Annotated in this window: 14 protein-coding genes; 10 read left to right on the top strand and 4 right to left on the bottom strand. The window is 44.0% G+C overall.

Annotation, left to right across the window (positions count from 1 at the left end):
- Positions 1 to 73: 73 nt before the first annotated feature.
- Both C8R11_RS08760 and C8R11_RS08765 read right to left on the bottom strand, forming a co-directional pair.
- Complete coding sequence (locus C8R11_RS08760; RefSeq protein ID WP_107795370.1) at positions 74 to 3,247, bottom strand: efflux RND transporter permease subunit; 3,174 nt, start codon at positions 3,245 to 3,247, stop codon at positions 74 to 76.
- 43 nt (positions 3,248 to 3,290) lie between these two features.
- On the bottom strand, positions 3,291 to 4,427 hold the full coding sequence (locus tag C8R11_RS08765) for an efflux RND transporter periplasmic adaptor subunit (RefSeq protein WP_107795371.1): 1,137 nt from the start codon (positions 4,425 to 4,427) through the stop codon (positions 3,291 to 3,293).
- A 423-nt stretch (positions 4,428 to 4,850) separates the two neighbouring features.
- On the opposite strand from C8R11_RS08765, the gene C8R11_RS08770 reads away from it, so the two are divergent.
- The 10 genes from C8R11_RS08770 to C8R11_RS08815 all read left to right on the top strand — a co-directional run bounded on the left by C8R11_RS08770 (position 4,851) and on the right by C8R11_RS08815 (position 15,229).
- Positions 4,851 to 6,575 (top strand): multicopper oxidase domain-containing protein, encoded by a 1,725-nt coding sequence (locus tag C8R11_RS08770; RefSeq protein ID WP_107795372.1) that lies wholly within the window; start codon positions 4,851 to 4,853, stop codon positions 6,573 to 6,575.
- A complete protein-coding gene (locus C8R11_RS08775) occupies positions 6,568 to 7,617 on the top strand; it encodes a copper oxidase (protein ID WP_107795373.1) in 1,050 nt (349 codons plus the stop codon). Before C8R11_RS08770 ends, C8R11_RS08775 begins: the two co-directional genes overlap by 8 nt.
- Before the next feature lie 490 nt (positions 7,618 to 8,107).
- The gene (gene iscR, locus C8R11_RS08780) at positions 8,108 to 8,572 is read left to right on the top strand and encodes a Fe-S cluster assembly transcriptional regulator IscR (RefSeq protein WP_090696859.1); all 465 of its coding nucleotides are present in this window, start codon (positions 8,108 to 8,110) and stop codon (positions 8,570 to 8,572) included.
- Positions 8,573 to 8,816: 244 nt separating this feature from the next.
- A complete protein-coding gene (locus C8R11_RS08785) occupies positions 8,817 to 9,158 on the top strand; it encodes a HesB/IscA family protein (RefSeq protein WP_107795374.1) in 342 nt (113 codons plus the stop codon).
- A gap of 105 nt (positions 9,159 to 9,263) precedes the next feature.
- On the top strand, positions 9,264 to 10,700 hold the full coding sequence (sufB, locus tag C8R11_RS08790) for a Fe-S cluster assembly protein SufB (protein WP_107795375.1): 1,437 nt from the start codon (positions 9,264 to 9,266) through the stop codon (positions 10,698 to 10,700).
- Entirely contained in the window at positions 10,697 to 11,491 is a 795-nt protein-coding gene (gene sufC / locus C8R11_RS08795) for a Fe-S cluster assembly ATPase SufC (protein WP_107795376.1), read from the top strand. Before sufB ends, sufC begins: the two co-directional genes overlap by 4 nt.
- Positions 11,488 to 12,822 (top strand): Fe-S cluster assembly protein SufD, encoded by a 1,335-nt coding sequence (gene sufD / locus C8R11_RS08800; protein ID WP_107795377.1) that lies wholly within the window; start codon positions 11,488 to 11,490, stop codon positions 12,820 to 12,822. The genes sufC and sufD overlap by 4 nt, the downstream gene beginning before the upstream one ends.
- Positions 12,823 to 12,825: 3 nt before the next feature.
- A complete protein-coding gene (locus C8R11_RS08805) occupies positions 12,826 to 14,094 on the top strand; it encodes a cysteine desulfurase (protein WP_107795378.1) in 1,269 nt (422 codons plus the stop codon).
- Positions 14,091 to 14,603: a Fe-S cluster assembly sulfur transfer protein SufU gene (gene sufU, locus C8R11_RS08810; protein WP_425320579.1), complete on the top strand. Its 513-nt coding sequence runs from the start codon at positions 14,091 to 14,093 to the stop codon at positions 14,601 to 14,603. The genes C8R11_RS08805 and sufU overlap by 4 nt, the downstream gene beginning before the upstream one ends.
- A 65-nt stretch (positions 14,604 to 14,668) precedes the next feature.
- On the top strand, positions 14,669 to 15,229 hold the full coding sequence (locus C8R11_RS08815; protein WP_107795379.1) for a NifU family protein: 561 nt from the start codon (positions 14,669 to 14,671) through the stop codon (positions 15,227 to 15,229).
- A gap of 1,351 nt (positions 15,230 to 16,580) precedes the next feature.
- On the opposite strand, the gene thrC is transcribed toward C8R11_RS08815, so the two are convergent.
- On the bottom strand, positions 16,581 to 17,993 hold the full coding sequence (gene thrC / locus C8R11_RS08820; RefSeq protein ID WP_107795380.1) for a threonine synthase: 1,413 nt from the start codon (positions 17,991 to 17,993) through the stop codon (positions 16,581 to 16,583).
- A gap of 72 nt (positions 17,994 to 18,065) precedes the next feature.
- Positions 18,066 to 19,379, bottom strand: a complete 1,314-nt coding sequence (locus tag C8R11_RS08825; protein WP_107795381.1) for a homoserine dehydrogenase — start codon at positions 19,377 to 19,379, stop codon at positions 18,066 to 18,068.
- Positions 19,380 to 19,466: the final 87 nt, after the last annotated feature.

A 19,466-nucleotide genomic window follows, 5' to 3' on the forward strand; every position in this document is an offset into this window, starting at 1 on the left:
AATAAAATTTTAACTGAACGCCCTGAATGAAGATACTTATATATTGCACATTACTACATGTGTTCAGAAGCATTCAGGCTCTATTGGCTATCCCCGGCCCTGCGGACTTATAGGACAGACAAGACGCATCTGAAGACTCAACCTTTCTCCATCGCATTTTTGAAGGTGGCATGGTATGTTTTGACACAAACCATGAGAAAAACAATGGCACAAAAATAGTCGCAACAAATGCAGCCAGAATCATGCCGCCAAAAACACCTGTCCCCATCGACTGGCGTGCGGCGGAACCCGCGCCTGTCGCAATCACTAAAGGTACTACACCCAGAATAAACGCCATGGAAGTCATTACGATAGGACGAAATCGCAACAGAGCGGATTCCATAGCTGCACGCTTCGCATCCATACCCTCTTTCATTTTTTGATTGGCAAATTCAACCAGTAAAATCGCATTCTTGGCTGCCAATCCGATTAATGTCACCATGCCGATCTGAAAATAAATATCATTGGGCATTTCACGTATCAACACCGCGATCAATGCACCTGCCGAAGCAAAAGGAACGGCCATAATAACCGCCAGCGGCAATGCCCAGGTTTCAAACTGAGCGGCCAGAATTAAAAAAACCATAATAATGGCCAGACTAAACGCAAAAACCGCTGCAGCGCCGGTTCTTTTTTCTTGAAAGGCTTTGCCCGTCCATGCGATTTGATAACCATCCGGCAAAACCTCAGTAGCAACCTGTTCAACCAGTTCAATTGCTTCACCCGAACTTAAACCGGGCACTCCGTCTCCAATGAGTTTCGCCGACAGCAATCCATTAAAACGTTCCAATTGCTCTGCACCAATGACATGTTTTATTTGCGCTAGCGCAGAAAGCGGCACCATCAATCCCGCACTTGAACGCACATACACTTTACCGATATCCTCCGGTTTCATGCGGTAAGCGGCTTCAGCCTGTAATTGCACACGGTATGTGCGTCCGGCGCGATTAAAATCATTCACATACAATGATCCCATCGTACTTTGCAATGTTTCATATATATCGGCAATAGCGACACCCTGTGACATTGCTTTGGCTTCATCCACTGACACAAAAAACTGCGGCACTGTAGAGCGGTAAAATGTATTGACAGATGCCAGCCTGGGTTCTTGCTTTAATGCTTGCATAAAATCATCCACTACTTTCGCCAATTGCCTCGGATCGGGGTTTGTACGGCTTTGCACGTAAAGTTCAAACCCACCCGTACTGCCCAATCCACGGATTGCAGGCGGATTAAACGCGATAGCCAAGCCATCCGACTGCTGCGCACCAATCTGAAACAATTCGTCTACCAGATCATCTGCGGTTGTCTCGCGTTCCGACCAGTCAGTCATTCTTGTGAAAACAGTAGATACGTTTGTTTTATTGCCGCCGCCAATGAAATCCAAGCCACTCACAGCAAATTGGAAGGCCACGTCCGGGTTTTTTGCAATTTCGGTGCGAATAGCATCGGTCGTTGCAATTGTGCGTGGTAACGCGGCGCTGTCTGGAAGAATAACGGCTGCAATTACATAACCCTGGTCTTCCGGCGGCACAAGGCTGCCTGGAATGATTTTCAACAAATAGCTTACCCCGCCAATGAAAGCTAAAAAAATCAGTACACTAACGGCAACATTTCTAATTGCGGCACCAACCATGCTGACATAAAAGTTTCTCATATGGTTAAACCCGCGGTTGAACCATTGAAAAAAGGCGGCATGCTGTTGAGCAGACTTGAGTAAAATGGCACAAAGTGTGGGTGTCAACGTAAGTGCGACTATCCCTGAAATCACGCCTGCTACAGCTACTGTCACCGCGAATTGACGGTACAGTTCTCCGGCCATACCTCCAAGAAACGCAACTGGTACGAAAACCGCCACCAGGACAAGCGTCATGGCAACCACCGCACTCGATACCTGCTGCATGGCTTTGATCGCTGCGTTAACAGGCGACAGTTTTTCTTCAGAAATCAATCGCTCGATATTTTCCAGCACAACAATGGCATCATCCACAACAATACCAATGGAAAGCACCATGGCAAACAGCGTCATGGTGTTAATTGAATAACCCAGCAGCCATAATCCCGCAAATGTGCCTATTAGCGAAATCGGTACAGCGATGATTGGAATAATGGTCGCACGCCAGCTTTGCAGAAAAAGGTAAACGACCAGTACAACCAGCACCATGGCTTCAACAAGCGTTTTAACAACTTCCCAGATTGATTCTTTTACGAAATCACTGGTGTCATACGGAAGTACATACTGCATACCTTCCGGAAAAAAATGCTGCAATTCCTGCATTTTAGATTTGATAGCCGCGGCCGTATCCAATGCATTGGCGCCTGTCTGCAGAAAAATACCGATCCCGACACCCGGTTCGCCATTCAGAACGGTTTGAATATTATATTCCTGTGCCCCCAGTTCAATACGCGCGACATCCTTTAAATATAACACCCCGCGTGATCCGTCGGCCCGCAGAATAATATTGCCGAAATCTTCGGACTCTGACAGTCTGCCTTTAGCGGTAACCGTGTAAACCAGTTGCTGATCAGCAACTGCCGGTTCCTGCCCAATCTTTCCCGCCGCATATTGCGCATTTTGTGCCCGAATCGCCACAGCAATATCACTTGTAGTAATACCGAGCTGCGCCATTTTGTCAGGCTGCAGCCATATGCGCATTGAATAATCCTGTGCTCCGAAAATGCGCGCTTCACCAACCCCACCAGTACGTTTCAGTTCATCCAAAAAATGATTGGTAATATAATTACTTAAAAATAAAGGGGTATGTTCCTTATTCTCTGAAGTTACCGCAAACACAAGCAATAAATCATTGGCGCGCTTTTGTATGGTAATACCAGATCGCCTGACTTCATCGGGTAGACGCGGCAAAGCAATATTCACCCGATTACTGATATTGAATGTGGCCAGATCAATATCAGTACCAATTTCGAACGTGACGGTAATGGTTAACCGTCCACTCGAATCCGCACTCGAATTAAAATATAACAAGTCATCAACGCCACTGAGTTGTTCCTCAATTGGCGCTGCTACTGTTTTAATCAGCGTTTCCGCACTGGCGCCTGGAAAAGTGGCAGTCACCTGCACCACTGGTGGTGTAATTTGTGGATATTGTGCGATCGGCAATTGAACGGCTGCTGCAATACCGGCTAGCACAATAATTATGGATAATACTGACGCGAATATGGGGCGTGTAATGAAAAATTTCGTCATTTTGTCTTAAAATCGATTTTGACTATGTTTTATAATTTTTAAATCAGGATCTGAGAGACAAAACTTCAGAAGCGTCCATCAACTCGGGATTGACTGACATATCAGGACTGAGCCGAATGAGATTATTAATCACAACTTTATCTCCTGACTGCAAACCGTCTAAAATTATCCAATCCTTACCGACCCACTCACCAACAGTTATTCTGCGTTTCGTGACAATATTTTTTTCATCAACCACATAAACATATCTGCCCAGATCGGAAGTCATGACTGCCACCTGTGGTAACAAAAAAACCTGATCAGTTTCACCCGCAACCACACGCACGCGTACAAATTGACCTGGCAATAAACGATGATCGGGATTTTCAAAAGTTGCCCTAAGTTGCTGCGTACCGATGAGCGGATCTATCTCGCTTGCAGCAAAATTAATTTTGCCGCTGAGAGGATACTCGGAGCCATCCGGGAAAATAAGGATAACTTCTTCGACATTGTCCTCATTTAACCGCCCATTGAAACGAACGAGTTCATTGTCAGAAAAACTGAAACGCACCCAGATGGGTGACACTTGCATCATCGTTGTTAACACACTGGTATTTGCCGCAACCAACACTCCTTCCGATATCTGTGAGCGGCCGGTAATGCCGTCAATCGGTGCTTTAACTGTCGTGTAGGATACATCCAGTTCAGCCTGTTCTACACGCGCTTTTAACGCGTGCAAGGCAGCTTCGGTTATCCTCAGATCGGCCACAGCGTTATCATAGGATCGCTTACTGACAAAATTCTCTGCAACCAGCTTTTCCTGGCGCGCCTTTTCAGTATTTGCTTGCATAACACGAATGCTTTGCTCCAGAAACGCCGCCCGCACCTCGGCCAGAGTCTTCTGAAACGGCTCCGGATCAATCAGATACAATGGCTGTCCTGCCTTAACCGCCATACCCTCATGATAATAACGCTTTAGCACGATTCCACCCACTCTTGGCCGGATATCAATTTCTTTTGCGCCTTCCGTTTGCGCGACTGTTTCCGCACTGATGCGCATGATGACAGGTTGCACCTGCAATACACCAACCGTAAGCTCTTCAGTTGACGTTTTATTGTTATCAATAGGTGCATTACTGCTGCAAGCAACCAAAAAAAATTGAAAAAATAAAAACAGATTTGATACGAAAGTTTTTTTCATGAATAGTGATTAGCAGTAAGGATTCACATAACTCGAAATCAGTTCAAATACGTTATGCGTTCAAAAGGTGAAATTGAGTGAATTCAACAGAAATGACCACATAAGCCTAATGGGGTTCTGTATAATGTCATAAATAATCTTCTTTTGTTAAATCTAATAAAAACATTATGAATACTCGTGAACTTCGTAATTGGACAAGATATCAAATCTATGTAGTGTAATTGATATAGATTAAAACTGTATTTTAATAAAACCTCAACAATGAGGAAATCCTATTAATTCTGTTTTTGGTTGTGCCATTTTATTTTCTGTATTTTCTGGAAGCTTACACAGAAACACATCCGAGTTTATGGTAGTCAATTAAGATCAATGTAAACAGAACTAAAACATTTAAATTTAAGATAAATTGAAAGGTGCGTTGAAATGCCTATACGTTATTTTATTGCCATTCTGGCTTTCAGCAGTATATTTTTTGCAGTCAACACTCAGGCGTCTTTAAAATTGCCTGCTACTGTTAAAGTCGATCCTGCGGCATTAGAATTTGAACCTATGTGTGACCCTAAAATTTCTCCATCATGGCGGAAAGCCCAGGTTATTGAGGGAGTTAAAATTGAAGCATCAGAACAATGCAGTCCGGATAATCCCCATTTAATCGCAGCAGTTGTTAAAGGTACCAATAATGTCTCCATGGACACCTTGATGAAAAGCGGTCTATCGCCGGATGCCATTATTAAAACAGATGATATTGATGGTGATGGCGACCCTGACCGCATCACCATTAAGCTTGAAATTATTGAACTCAATGGCCGTACGCCCGATTTTGAGGGTGTTATTCCTACATTCGATATTGCGCCAGGCATACAGCCTGGTGCATGGGTATTTGCTCCCAAGACAAGCGGAATGTCAACAGAAAACTTTGAAAGTCTCCGCGCTAATTCATTATTACGGCTACCCTCTCCAGTCATTCGGGTTGAAGTTGGTGACATTGTTCAAATAGTGCTGGAAAACACACATTACTTCCCTCATACCATTCATCTGCATGGCGTCGACCATCCTTTCTCTCATCATGAATATAACGGAGGAAAATATGGAAATGACGGCGTGCCACAAACCAGTGAAATAAATCTGATGCCCGGCGAAAGGCGCGTTTATGAAATTCAGCCGCGCCAACCAGGCACCATGTTTTATCACTGTCACGTACAAACCCATACGCATTTGGCGATGGGATTAGCCGGTATGATTATTGTGGAGGAAAACCGGCCTAATAACTGGTTGCAGACATTAAATGTCGGCGGTGGCAAAGTCCGGCATCCGTCTGTAGCGATAAAAGAACAATTCGATCAGGAATATGATCTGCAGTACCATGCAATGGATAAGGAATTGCATGAAATTATACAGAAATACAACGACCCCCGATTGATCGCACGTGATATGAACCGGCGATACGATCTGACAGATTCTACAGAAGATTACTTTACTCTGAATGGATTGTCATTTCCCTACACCTTAAGGGAATCCATGATCATTGCCGAGCCAAACCAAAAAATAAAACTGAGAATGCTCAACAGTGGCGGAGAAATGGTGGCAATACACACGCATGGTCACAAGGCAACGATTACGCATTACGACGGGGTAGAACACAATCCAGCAGCACAAATTACGCGCGATGTATTTGATATGGCTCCTGCCCAGCGCCTGGATCTAACATTAAACACGACTAATGATGGCTTGCATAATTATGGTGAAGGTGCATGGCTTTTTCATGATCATCGTGAAAAGGGAATAACTACGGACGGCATGAGTGAAGGCGGCAGCATGAGTATGATTGCTTATAAATCCTATCTCAATGAGTTGGGTCTGCCCAAAGTGGCACATGGTATTGATCTATCAGTCTTCTTCACCAAAGAATATTATCAGAGAAGAATACCAATATGGCAGGATCTGGACCAAACCAGCAGTTTAGGTGCAGCAGGTGTGCGGTCAGGCATGGACTCTGAGACCCGAACAACCATGCTGAACCTGGTCAGCGGATTCCTTGTTGGAATACTGATTTATTTAGTTATCGCCAGACGACAGCAAGCTAAAGCAGCTATGACAAGCGCAATATCCAGGCTTAAAGGCTTAAAAGGGAGCAAAGCTAATGACTAAGCATTTTTTCATTCTGCTATTGGGCATGATAGCGTTGAGTTCTTACGCACTTGCACAGGAAACTACCGATCAAAGCAGCCACCAAAGCACAGAACATGATCATAGTGATCATGACATGAATGATAAAGATCATGATCATGGTGATCACAGCGACCATGCTGACCATACTGACCATACTGACCATACAGGACATGATATGGATCATAGCGCTCACGATCATGACGCCCATGATCACAGCGGCATGGCACATGGCGATGATCATATGATGGATGCTCCGGGCGATCATTCTGAGCTGCATGGAGATGGTGAAACGCATACAGGTCACCATGGCGACCATCACCACCATCACGATGATGGCCACATCATGGATCATGAGGGCAGCATGATTATGGGACAGAATTTTGACAAACTTCCCAGTAGCTGCACCAGCATTTCAGAAGAAATTGAGATAACTGTCCGTGCAGGGACTAAATTTGCCAAAAAATTTCCTGGCACCACATTCGCATTTGACAATCAGGAATGGCGCGTCAAGCCTTGTTCTAAAATTACCTGGCATTTTATCAACGAAGATAATATCCGCCACCAATTCATGATGCATGGCTTGCCACGATATTTATACCATCTGGGGATGTTTCATCTTGAATCTACCGGCCCCAGGAAAATTTCCGGCACCATGATTGTTCCGGCAGGCGATGAAACGTATCTGGTTCATTGTGATATTGCCCAGCACATGGAAAAAGGTATGAAAGCACAACTCGTTGTAGGCAACGGTGGTGAAGACTTAACCAGCATTCCTGGATTAACGCCTTATGTCTTAAATGATAAATACGAAACTGAAGATCTGCCCAAAGTAGCTGATAAAGATGATGATACCGGTAAAGACAAGGATACAATTACCAAACAAGTTACAGACTTTTTCAACGAAAATATCCCGTTCTCCGGCATGGCATGGATCGGGATATTGTTTGGAATCATATGTGCGCCCATGTTTACAAGAATGATTGCGCTCAGAAAGAAAGAAGAACCAGACGCGTCATCTTAACTACTATGTAAAACGCGCTCTAGACAAGCGCCTTGGTGATAGTAATCATCTATAGACGCGCAGTGCGCTTCCTTTTTTATCCTCACTCAACGCATTGTAAATAACAGTGCCACTAAACTAAGCGCGTTTATATAAACGCGCTTAGTTTATCTCGACCGAACTTATCCCAAATTCCCAGAAATGCTCATTGAAATATGCTTGTAACTTACAAAGTGATCGTATAGAAGTTTATTTATATATTCATCCACAAGTTAGATAACGCAAATCTAACTATTTAATAACAGATATTTATTTCAGATCCGCAATATCCCTGAAAATGATTATCAATCTGATTGTAGTTACCCGCTCTACAAAATGTGGTTGTTTGTGCTACAAAATATAGTTGACTAATTCAATCAGGAATTGTATAGTTGACAAAAATAATCAAGTATTCCTTACTTTGAGTGGTGCTTTTTTTATTTCAGCTAAAATTTACTAAGGAGCAATCAACATGAGACTTACTACGAAAGGCAGATTTGCGGTAACAGCACTTTTAGATCTCGCCATGCAGCAAAGCAGCAGCCCAGTAACACTGGCTGATATCAGCCAGCGTCAAAAAATATCGTTGTCCTATCTCGAACAATTATTTGCCAAACTACGGCAATCGGAACTTGTTGACAGTGTGCGTGGTCCGGGTGGCGGTTACTGTCTCGCCAAAGAACTTGAGCAAGTTTCGATTGCAGATATCATACTTGCTGTTGACGAGCCTATAGATGCAACACAGTGCGGTGGCAAAGAAAACTGCCATAACGATAGCAAATGCATGACACATGATTTGTGGGCAAAACTCAATGATCTGATTTTCGATTATCTTGGGGCGGTCACACTTCAGGAACTGGTCGAAGATCAGAAAAAACTGCAAAAAGAACATGAAGTCATGCCCATTTTTGATATGCGCAGCACAACCGCTGCTTAGTATATAAGTAAGCGCCCATTTATAACTTATTTCAGCATTGCTACTTATTACGGGTAATTAAGCTTAATTGGCATGCTAATGATTGTGATAGAACAATTTGAATAAAAGCATGTCAAAAATTTTGCAAGACTGAACATCAGTTCTAGCCTAAACCAGGAATAAAATAATTATTCGTTAAGGTTAATTAATACATTGTGTGTAAGACTTTTTTATTAATGATAAATAGAAATAATGTTGAAATATTATGACAATTACACTTACTGAAAATGCTGCCAGGCAAATCCAACAACAGATTACCAAACGCGGCAATGGTATTGCACTGCGCATAGGCATAAAAAAATCTGGCTGTTCTGGCTTTTCTTATACCTATGACTTTGCTGATGAAATCAGAAATGATGACCAATTATATACATCACACGACACGAAGGTTGTAATAGATACAAGTGATCTGCCATTTCTTAATGGATCACAAATTGATTTTGTACAAGAAGGTCTTAGCAGTTATTTTAAATTGAACAATCCTAATATTGATAACACCTGCGGTTGCGGCGAAAGTTTCAATTTAAAGGAATCTGCAAAAGTATAGATAGAGCAATAAGTTAATAAATAATTAACATATTCTGTTATTACAGCAAATAAACATCTACAAAGCCTCAAACGTGAAGAAACTATAAACAAAGGGACAAACTCAATGAGCGCTGTATTACAAAATCTGGTTAATCAACCATACAAACATGGCTTCGTCACAGACATTGAATCGGAAGTTGCCCCTAAAGGGCTCAGTGAGGAGACGATTCATTTAATTTCGGCCAAGAAGAACGAGCCTGAATGGCTTCTGGATTTTCGTCTGAGGGCTTATCAAAAATGGCTTACCATGTCAGAACCAGACTGGCAAAATGTCCATTATCCAAAAATCGATTTTCAGTCGATCAGTTATTATGCTGCTCCAAAACCCAAGGAAAAGCTGTCCAGCATGGATGAAGTCGACCCTGAATTAATACGTACATTTGAAAAATTGGGTGTGCCCATGCATGAACGTGCAGCACTTGCAGGTGTAGCTGTTGATGTGGTGTTCGACAGCGTGTCTGTTGCAACAACCTATAAAGAAAAACTTGCCGAAGTCGGCATTATCTTTTGCTCTATATCAGAAGCGGTGCAAAAGCATCCTGAATTAATTAAGCAATACCTCGGTACCGTCGTGCCCGTAGGTGATAATTTTTTTGCAGCACTGAATTCAGCTGTATTTACGGATGGCTCTTTTTGTTATATTCCAAAAGGGGTTAAATGCCCGATGGATTTATCCACCTATTTTCGCATCAATACAGAGGGATCCGGTCAATTCGAGCGTACTCTCGTCATCGCCGAAGAAGGTGCATCAGTGTCGTATCTCGAGGGCTGTACCGCGCCTCAATTTGACACCAATCAACTGCATGCTGCGGTTGTTGAACTCATCGCGCTTGATAATGCGGATATCAAATACTCCACCGTGCAAAACTGGTATGCCGGTGATGAGAATGGTATTGGCGGTATTTATAATTTTGTCACTAAGCGCGGTCTTGCAAAAGGCGTCAATTCCAGAATTTCATGGACACAGGTTGAAACCGGTTCGGCCATTACCTGGAAATATCCTTCTTGCATTTTGCGTGGCGATAATTCTGTGGGTGAATTTTATTCCGTAGCAGTCACCAATCATCTTCAACAAGCGGATACCGGAACTAAAATGATCCATCTCGGGAAAAACACCCGCAGCACAATTGTTAGCAAAGGTATCTCTGCCGGCAGATCAAATAGCAGTTATCGTGGGCTTGTTCGTATCAATCCTACAGCCGACAATGCACGTAATTTTTCTCAATGCGATTCCATGTTAGTCGGCGACCAGAGCGGTGCACACACTTTTCCATATATTCAGGTACGTAATAACAGTGCCAAAGTAGAACACGAAGCTTCGACATCAAAGATCGGCGAAGATCAATTATTTTACTTCGCGCAGCGCGGCATTGATGCTGAAGAAGCAGTATCGATGATTGTAAATGGATTTTGTAAAGAAGTATTTCAACAGTTACCGATGGAATTTGCAGTAGAAGCCACAAAACTGTTGAGTTTCAAATTAGAGGGCAGTGTCGGATGATCAATCAAAATAGTCAAACAATTCTCAATGTAAAAAACCTGCATGCCAACACCGATGGCACTGAAATACTTAAAGGAATCAATCTTACGGTCAAGAGCGGCGAAATACACGCTATTATGGGCTTAAATGGTTCTGGAAAGAGTACTTTCGCCAAAGTATTGGCAGGTCACCCCGACTACACGGTTACACAAGGCAATGTTCAATTCGAACAACAAGATTTGCTGGCAATGAATTCGGAAGAACGCGCACAGGCGGGCATATTTCTAGCATTTCAATATCCGATTGAAATCCCCGGCGTGGCAAATAATCAGTTTTTACGCCTTGCATATAATACTGTACAGTCCAAACGCGGGAATGAAGAGCTTGATCCGCTTGAATTTGATGATTTTGTACGTGAGAAAATGAAGCTGCTGGAAATGAATCCCGATTTTCTTGATCGCAGCGTAAATGAAGGATTTTCCGGCGGAGAGAAAAAACGTAACGAAATTCTGCAAATGGCATTGCTTGAACCTAAGCTCGGCATTCTTGATGAAACCGATTCAGGTCTGGACATAGACGCGCTAAAAATAGTTGCCAAGGGCGTCAATCATCTTAGTAACAAAGATAATGCCATGATTATGATCACGCATTATCAACGGCTGCTTGATCATATTGTGCCGGACTATGTCCATGTCATGGAATCGGGACGTATTATCAAAACAGGTGGGAAAGAACTGGCGCTGGAGCTGGAGAAACATGGTTATGACTGGCTTCATTCTCATCAGCAAAATAATGCAGGAGTATCCGCATGAGCGAATTAGTCAGCAATGACTATCTCGAGTGTCTGCTCAAGTCATTATCTATTCAATCCGAAGGTATTTCATCGCTGGGTGCACCCGCAAATAATCAATCAGCATGGCTAAAGCAATTGCGCAAACAGGCTATTGACCGGGCTGGTCAGCTAAGACTGCCGACTATAAAAGACGAAGCATGGCGATTTACCGATATTTCACCATTGGCGAAATTACCGTTTAAACCCGCCCAGGCCTTACACACGCTGAAATTATCGGACATTCAGTCTTTTTTCATTGAAGAAACAAATAACCGTTTAGTTTTTATAGATGGATTTTTTGCACCTGAATTCTCAGGTATTACCGATAAAGAACAGCTTATTATAGGCAATTTACCATCGCTGATAGAAAGCCATGCGTCTCTGGTGGCATCCCATCTGGCGCAACATGCACAGTACCATGATAATATTTTCACGGCATTGAATACCGCATTTGTACACGACGGTGCAGTAATTATTGTGCCTAAAAACGCTGTTGCTGCCGCACCTGTTCACCTGCTGTTCATTGCCACACAAAAAGAGACAACCAATTACCCGCGCTGTCTGATTGTCGGGGAAGCCAACAGCCAAGTTACACTGATTGAAGATTATGTTTCATTACAAAATGATGCATATGTCACCAATTCAGTAACAGAATGTTATCTTGCCCCCAACGCACAGGTCCAACATATCCGTATACAACGTGAAAATACCGATGCTTATCACTTAGCCAATTGCGCGGTTTCTCTCGATCACGCCAGTCGCTACCAAGCGGTTAATGTATCATTTGGTGCGCAAATTTCGCGCCACAACCTGGATGTCGGATTTAAAGCCGAAACCGGTGAATGCGCTATTGACGGCCTGACGATCATTACCGATGGACAATTGGCTGATACGCATTCCTGCATTGATCACATAAAACCCAACTGCACCAGTCGACAACAGCACAAATGCATCGCCGATGATGCGGCGCATGCCGTTTTTAATGGCAATATTATTGTACGTCCGGGCGCTCAACGAACGGATTCCTCCCAGTCGAGCCGCAATCTACTGCTCAGTGGAACTGCGCAAATAGATACCAAGCCACAACTCGAAATTTTTGCCGATGACGTCAAATGTGCACATGGCGCTACGGTGGGTCAGTTAGACAATGAAGAAATTTTCTATCTAAAAAGCCGCGGCTTGTCTGAATTAGCAGCGCGCAACCTGCTTACCTATGCATTCGGTGCAGAAATACTCAATCGTATTCCGCTGGCGTCACTGAAGCATTCGCTGGAGCAGATCGTACTTAACCAAACACAGAGTAGCCGCTAAACCATGGTCTCCGCAAACGCTACATTAGCTAAAGTAACACCCAGAATAAATACCATTCTGGATACGGATAAAATTCGCGCTGATTTTCCGATTTTGGATATTAAGGTCGGTAACAAGCCACTTGTTTATTTGGATAATGCCGCTTCCAGTCAAATGCCTCAGCAGGTCATAGACCGGCTTGTGCGTTACCAGACTGCGCAGCATGCCAATATTAACCGGGCCGTACATTACCTTTCGGAAGTGGCCACCCTGGAATACGAACATGCGCGCCGCAGAGTGCAACAGTTTGTCAACGCACAAGAAGATAGGGAAATCATCTTTACCAGTGGCACGACAGACTCGATCAATCTGGTGATGCATGGTTATGGCCGTAAATTTATCGAAGCCGGTGATGAAATTATCCTGACCACGCTTGAACATCATTCCAACATTGTACCCTGGCAAATGCTTGCCAAGGAAAAAGGTGCGGTCATTCGTGTTGTTCCCATTAATGATGCCGGTGAGCTTGATATCGATGCTTATGAAAAACTTTTTAACGAACGTACCAAATTTGTCAGCCTGATTCATGTCTCCAATGCACTGGGCACCATCAATCCGGTTAAGCAAATGATCGCTTATGCGCATCAACAAAACGTACCCGTTCTGATTGACGGCGCACAGGCCACACCGCATATGACCGTCGATGTGCAGGACCTCGATTGTGACTTTTACGTTTTTTCCGCACACAAACTATGCGGCCCAACCGGGATCGGCATGCTTTACGGTAAAGCAGCACTGCTCGAAGCCATGCAACCATATAAAGGCGGGGGTGACATGATCGCCTCGGTTACTTTCGAAGAAACCACATATGCCGACATCCCGCACAAATTTGAAGCAGGCACACCCCCAATTGCCGCCGCAATCGGTTTTGGCGCGGCGATTGATTATCTATGTTCAGTCGGTATGGATCAGATTGCCGCTTACGAGCTGGATTTACTGAATTATGCAACCGAACAGATAAATGAAATCAAAGGTGCAAGCATTATTGGAACCGCTGCACATAAAACTGCTGTGATTTCTTTCACATTGGACGGCATCCATCCACATGACATTGGCACACTGTTGAACGAAGACGGCGTTGCCATTCGTACCGGACACCACTGTGCGCAGCCTGTAATGCAACGTTTCAACGTACCCGCAACATCACGCGCCTCATTTGCCTTCTACAACAATAAAACTGAAGTGGATGCTCTGATAACAGGCATCCGGATGGTACAAAAGGTTTTTTTATGATGAATACAAAATCACTTTATCAGGAAGTTATACTTGATCACAACCGAAAACCCCGTAATTACGGTGTCCTTGATCACCCCAGCCATCATGCCGTCGGACACAATCCTTTATGTGGTGATCGACTGGATATTGCCTTGAATCTTGAAAATGGACAGATTAACAATATTGCTTTTCAAGGAGAATCATGTGCCATATGTAAAGCTTCGGCTTCAATGATGACAGCTGCAGTCAAGGGAAAAACCCGCTCCGATGCTGAAACCCTGATTCAGGAATTTCGTGAAATGGCAATGGGAGAGCGTGACCTCAACCACCCGCACCATTTGGGACATTTAACTGTTTTCTCCGGCATAAGAGATCTGCCAACACGTGTTAAATGCGCAATCCTGCCCTGGCATACTTTACATGCCGCATTGAATGCCTTATCCAGTGTTTCTACAGAAGCAGACAATGATCCTGTGCAAAATGCCGCATCCCATCCGGAAGCGCTCAATCGCCAGGCTAATTCTTAATCTGATTTATATTCAAACCAAACAAATACCATAACATAATATCCCAAGCAGTACGTTTAAACATTATGCCAAAAATTGCTGATATTGAAGGGACACCTAACAAAAATGCCTTGAAATTTATTCTCAAGGAACCATTGACCTGGGGAATTGCACGTTCTTATGACAATGCAGACGCTGCCAAAGATGACCCGCTGGCATCTGCCTTGTTTGATATTGATCATGTCACGAATGTTTTTTACATTGACCACTGGGTAACCGTCACCCAGGACGGAGAAGCTAACTGGCAGGACCTGGCACGCGAAGTGGCCGATCCGATCCGCGCAGCACCCGCAGCAAGCGAACAGACCGCAGAAACTGTTTCATCTGCCAATGACGTGCTCTCCCAGTTAAGCCCTGAAGATCAGCAGCGGCTTGAACGAATCAATGTCATGCTTGACGAAGAAGTACGCCCCTATCTGCGAAGTGATGGTGGAGATTTGCACATCCTCGGACTGGAAGGCAATATACTTAAAATTCATTATCAAGGTGCGTGCGGAACATGTCCAAGCTCAATAACCGGAACCTTACGCGGTATTGAGCATATGCTCAGAACTATCGAACCGGATATTCACCTGATCGCCTGCTGATTCACGCTCATCGTGCTGACCGCATACTGGTTTGATAACGTTTACTTTGCGTTTAATACAGATCGGGTACACCCTGTCAGCTTTGAGAAAACCATAGTAACTGTCCCCAGCAATCAGTACGACGGATTCGTGAGTCTAACTCAGCACTGTTTTTTGTATATCTTCCGCCTAATAATCGGCATCAGTCAAGTACATAGCATTTATACCGTGATGGTCAAAGCTGGATCTCTATTGACGCAAATCATAACTGCCAAGTTTAGATTAATCTGTGTCATCTTATACATTGCTGCATGCTATTGATTAGTCTCTCTTTTGATCACAGATACGCACATGAGGCATGTCTCAACCGTGTCGATCACGGGTATTAAGGGAATTCATTCGTCCAAATGATCTGCTGATAATCGCAACACTCCGCGACCATAGCACTGTTCTATTCACCCATAACACCAAGCCTTTTCACACAAAATTATGTTGAGGGATGTCAATTGGCGTAAGAAATACAACGTTAATCCGAAAATTTAAGATCGTTAATAAACTGACTGGATGTCATTTTTAATGGGTGGAAAAAAGGAACAATATCTTATGTTTTTATCATTAATACATAGACTTAAAAATCCTACTATAACTTTCAAGCATTTACAGGTATTTGGAGTAAAATTTCATCTATAGAATAGATGTAGCATCTTAAAAAAGATAACTATAATTTAAGTAATAAAGCTTATATATAAATAATGATTAGTATTTAGACAATTCCCTGTGGCCATTCAGAAAACCCTATATATAGATAGTTAGAGCAATGAAGAGCAAACTAGGCAGGATAATATCCGACCTGCTGTATAAAAAGAATAACGCCACGCAAATGGATTTGGCTGTTTTTTGCGGTGTATCGCCGCAAGCAATTAGTCAATAGATATACGGGGAGGCAAAGCCAAAGCGTGAATATTTGCCTAAAATTGCACAATTTTTTGATATTACGATTGATTATTTATTCGCTACGGATAGCACCAGCAACATTAACAACAATTAGGTCACAACAATAAAAGCAGAAGACGACGTGAAGTTGAATAAACAGAAACTTGAAATGATTAATTCAATTATTGCAATGGATGGGAAGGATTTCGCGATGTTACACAGCATCTTTCGCGCGGAACATCATCTGCTGTCTTGTGCTTGACCCTAAAAGACAACAACGAGATGTTCGTGGATAGGAAAAACAAACGCTTTTTTGTTAAATTGAAATATCCTAAAGCTGCACGCAGCAGGGTCAGACTCGATTGAAAAAACCAATGGAAAAACCAGCGAAACCCGAAAAAAGATTCGATTGATTTATAGCATTTAATGCAGACAACAATTACCCACCCGCTTCCTCCACGATATACGCTTTAACAGCTTCAACATCCGCATCCTTAACCACAAATCGTTGCGGCAGGTCTTCCAGACTCTTAAAACCTGCTGGACGCGGGGGTTCCTGTCCGATAGCCTCCTGTATGCTTTCAGAGAATTTGGCGGGTTGCGCGGTTTCCATGCAAATGAGCGGGATGTCTTTATCGCGCAAGGCCTGCCCCACTTTCAATCCGTCAGCGGTATGGGTATCGACCAGTATCTGATATTTTTGGTAAACTTCCCGAATGGTTGCAATACGCGCGGCGTGGTTGCTGTTGCCGGATACAAAGCCGAATTCCTTAATCTTTTCAAATAACGGCGTTCTGGATAAATCAAAAGCCCGTCCCTTGTCGACAGCGGACCATAATTCAACCACTTTGTTCGCATCTCTGCCAGTCAGGTCAAAAATAAAACGCTCAAAATTGGACGCCTTGGAGATATCCATCGACGGACTGCTGGTATGTTTTGTTTCACTGGTTGCGCGCGGTCGATAGACACCGGTTCTGAAAAATTCATCGAGTACATCGTTTTCATTGGTTGCCAAAATAAGCTGTTTAATCGGCAATCCCATCATACGGGCCACATGGCCTGCACAGATATTGCCGAAATTGCCGGATGGCACCGCAAATGAAACCTGCTCATCATTGGATTGCGTCGCGGCAAAATAGCCTTTGAAATAATAGACGATCTGCGCGACCACACGTGCCCAGTTGATAGAATTGACCGTGCCGATACGATGCGATTGTTTAAATGTATGGTCGTTACTGACAGCTTTAACAATGTCCTGACAATCGTCAAACACACCGCGTATGGCGATATTGAAAATATTTTCATCCTGCAGGGAAAACATCTGTGCTGTCTGGAAGCGGCTCATTTTTCCATGCGGGGACAGCATGAATACGCGAATACCATGCTTACCACGCATGGCATATTCCGCGCTGGAACCCGTATCGCCTGAAGTCGCACCGAGAATATTGAGTTCTGAACCTGTTTTTGCAAGCGTATATTCAAACAGATTGCCGAGCAACTGCATGGCGATGTCCTTGAATGCCAGCGTCGGCCCGTTGGACAGTGCAAGAATATGAAAGTCCGGCGCCAAAGTTTTAAGAGGCGTAATGTCAGCACTGCCAAATATTTCCCGCGTATAGGTGCGCGCGATTATCGTGCGCAGATCTTCGGCCGGAATATCATCAATAAAACGCGATAGGATTTCAAACGCCAGCGATTCATAATTCATCCCGCGCCATTGCTGCAATTCATCTGCCGTAATCGTAGGATACGTTTCAGGAATAGCAAGTCCGCCATCGGGCGATAAACCGCTTAACAGAATTTCTGAAAAAGATTTGGGCGGCATGCCGCCGCGGGTTGAAATATAACGCATACTGGTTTATTCAAAAAATAAAGAAATAGAAGCACTGAAGACGAAAAACTGAATACAAAGTCACCAACCCTTTTAGCCGTTCAACTCCTCTATACGGATTCGGGTAACTTTTCCACTGACAACCGGCAGAGATTCAATTTTGGCTATTGCAGCATTGGTATTTTTTTCTATGGTTTTATGTGTCAGCATAATGATATTGACCGTATCGCCCTCGCCGCCGGTTTCTTTCTGAATCATCGCACTGATCGAGATATTAAAATCAGCCAATACGCGCGTAATTTCAGCCAGCACACCCGGCTTATCGATTACCTGCAATCTCAGATAACAGGCTGTCTCCACTGCTTCCATCGGCAGCACCGGTGTATCTGACAACAAATCCGGCTGGAAGGAAAGTGTCGGCACGCGGTGCATCGGGTCAGCCGTCTGCATACGTGTCACATCAACCAGGTCGGCAATCACCGAACTGGCAGTCGGTTCGGCACCCGCACCCGCACCATAATAAAGCGTCGCGCCCACAGCATCGCCCTTAACCACGACAGCATTCATCACACCTTCCACATTGGCGATCAGGCGGCGCGCAGGTATCAACGCAGGATGCACACGCAGTTCAATTCCCGTTTCTACACGCCGGGTGATACCCAGCAGCTTGATGCGATAACCCAGTTCTTCAGCATAGCTGATATCTTCTTGCGTCAATTTGGTGATACCCTCGATATATGCTTTATCAAACTGCACCGGAATGCCGAATGCGATTGCCGACATAATGGTTATTTTATGCGCGGCGTCAATACCTTCGATATCATAGGCCGGATCCGCCTCTGCATAACCCAGTTTCTGCGCCTGATCCAGCACCGGTGCGAATGGCAGTGATTTTTCGCGCATTTCCGACAGGATAAAATTGGCCGTACCGTTAATAATACCGGCAATCCATTCAATCCGGTTAGCTGTCAGGCTCTCCCGCAATGATTTGATGATGGGAATACCACCGGCAACGGCAGCTTCAAAAGCGACCATGACGCCTTTATCCCGTGCTGCCGCAAAAATTTCCGTACCATGATTCGCCAGCAGTGCTTTATTAGCGGTTACCACATGTTTACCCTGCGCAATCGCTGTCAGAATCAAATCCTTGGCGATGGTGGTGCCGCCGATCAACTCGACTACGATATCGATATCCGGATGGGTAACGATATCCTGTGCATTATCGGTCACAATCACGCTACTGTCTGCAAAACCGCGTGCACGTTCCAGATCACGGTCTGCAATCATGCTGACAATAATACCCCGCCCTGCCCGACGGGTAATTTCTTCCTGGTTACGCTTGAGTACAGTATATGTGCCGCCACCTACGGTACCAATACCAAGTAAACCAACTTTTATGGGGTTCATATTTTTAGCTTCTTTAAAATTCTATTGATTTAATAATGTTAATGTGAGGGTTCGATTAAACAGTAAACTGCTATTTGCGCGCACGTA

Origin of the sequence: Nitrosomonas aestuarii (genome assembly GCF_003046585.1) — a bacterium.
Classification (GTDB): Bacteria; Pseudomonadota; Gammaproteobacteria; order Burkholderiales; family Nitrosomonadaceae; genus Nitrosomonas; species Nitrosomonas aestuarii.

Excerpts from the sequence above, each read along its gene's own strand:
- C8R11_RS08765 (WP_107795371.1), bottom strand. The coding sequence starts at position 4,427 with ATGAAAAAAACTTTCGTATCAAATCTGTTTTTATTTTTTCAATTTTTT.
- sufU (WP_425320579.1), top strand. The coding sequence starts at position 14,091 with ATGATGAATACAAAATCACTTTATCAGGAAGTTATACTTGATCACAAC.
- C8R11_RS08805 (WP_107795378.1), top strand. The coding sequence starts at position 12,826 with ATGGTCTCCGCAAACGCTACATTAGCTAAAGTAACACCCAGAATAAAT.
- iscR (WP_090696859.1), top strand. The coding sequence starts at position 8,108 with ATGAGACTTACTACGAAAGGCAGATTTGCGGTAACAGCACTTTTAGAT.
- C8R11_RS08770 (WP_107795372.1), top strand. The coding sequence starts at position 4,851 with ATGCCTATACGTTATTTTATTGCCATTCTGGCTTTCAGCAGTATATTT.
- C8R11_RS08825 (WP_107795381.1), bottom strand. The coding sequence starts at position 19,379 with ATGAACCCCATAAAAGTTGGTTTACTTGGTATTGGTACCGTAGGTGGC.
- C8R11_RS08760 (WP_107795370.1), bottom strand. The coding sequence starts at position 3,247 with ATGACGAAATTTTTCATTACACGCCCCATATTCGCGTCAGTATTATCC.
- C8R11_RS08785 (WP_107795374.1), top strand. The coding sequence starts at position 8,817 with ATGACAATTACACTTACTGAAAATGCTGCCAGGCAAATCCAACAACAG.
- sufD (WP_107795377.1), top strand. The coding sequence starts at position 11,488 with ATGAGCGAATTAGTCAGCAATGACTATCTCGAGTGTCTGCTCAAGTCA.
- sufB (WP_107795375.1), top strand. The coding sequence starts at position 9,264 with ATGAGCGCTGTATTACAAAATCTGGTTAATCAACCATACAAACATGGC.
- C8R11_RS08775 (WP_107795373.1), top strand. The coding sequence starts at position 6,568 with ATGACTAAGCATTTTTTCATTCTGCTATTGGGCATGATAGCGTTGAGT.
- C8R11_RS08815 (WP_107795379.1), top strand. The coding sequence starts at position 14,669 with ATGCCAAAAATTGCTGATATTGAAGGGACACCTAACAAAAATGCCTTG.
- sufC (WP_107795376.1), top strand. The coding sequence starts at position 10,697 with ATGATCAATCAAAATAGTCAAACAATTCTCAATGTAAAAAACCTGCAT.
- thrC (WP_107795380.1), bottom strand. The coding sequence starts at position 17,993 with ATGCGTTATATTTCAACCCGCGGCGGCATGCCGCCCAAATCTTTTTCA.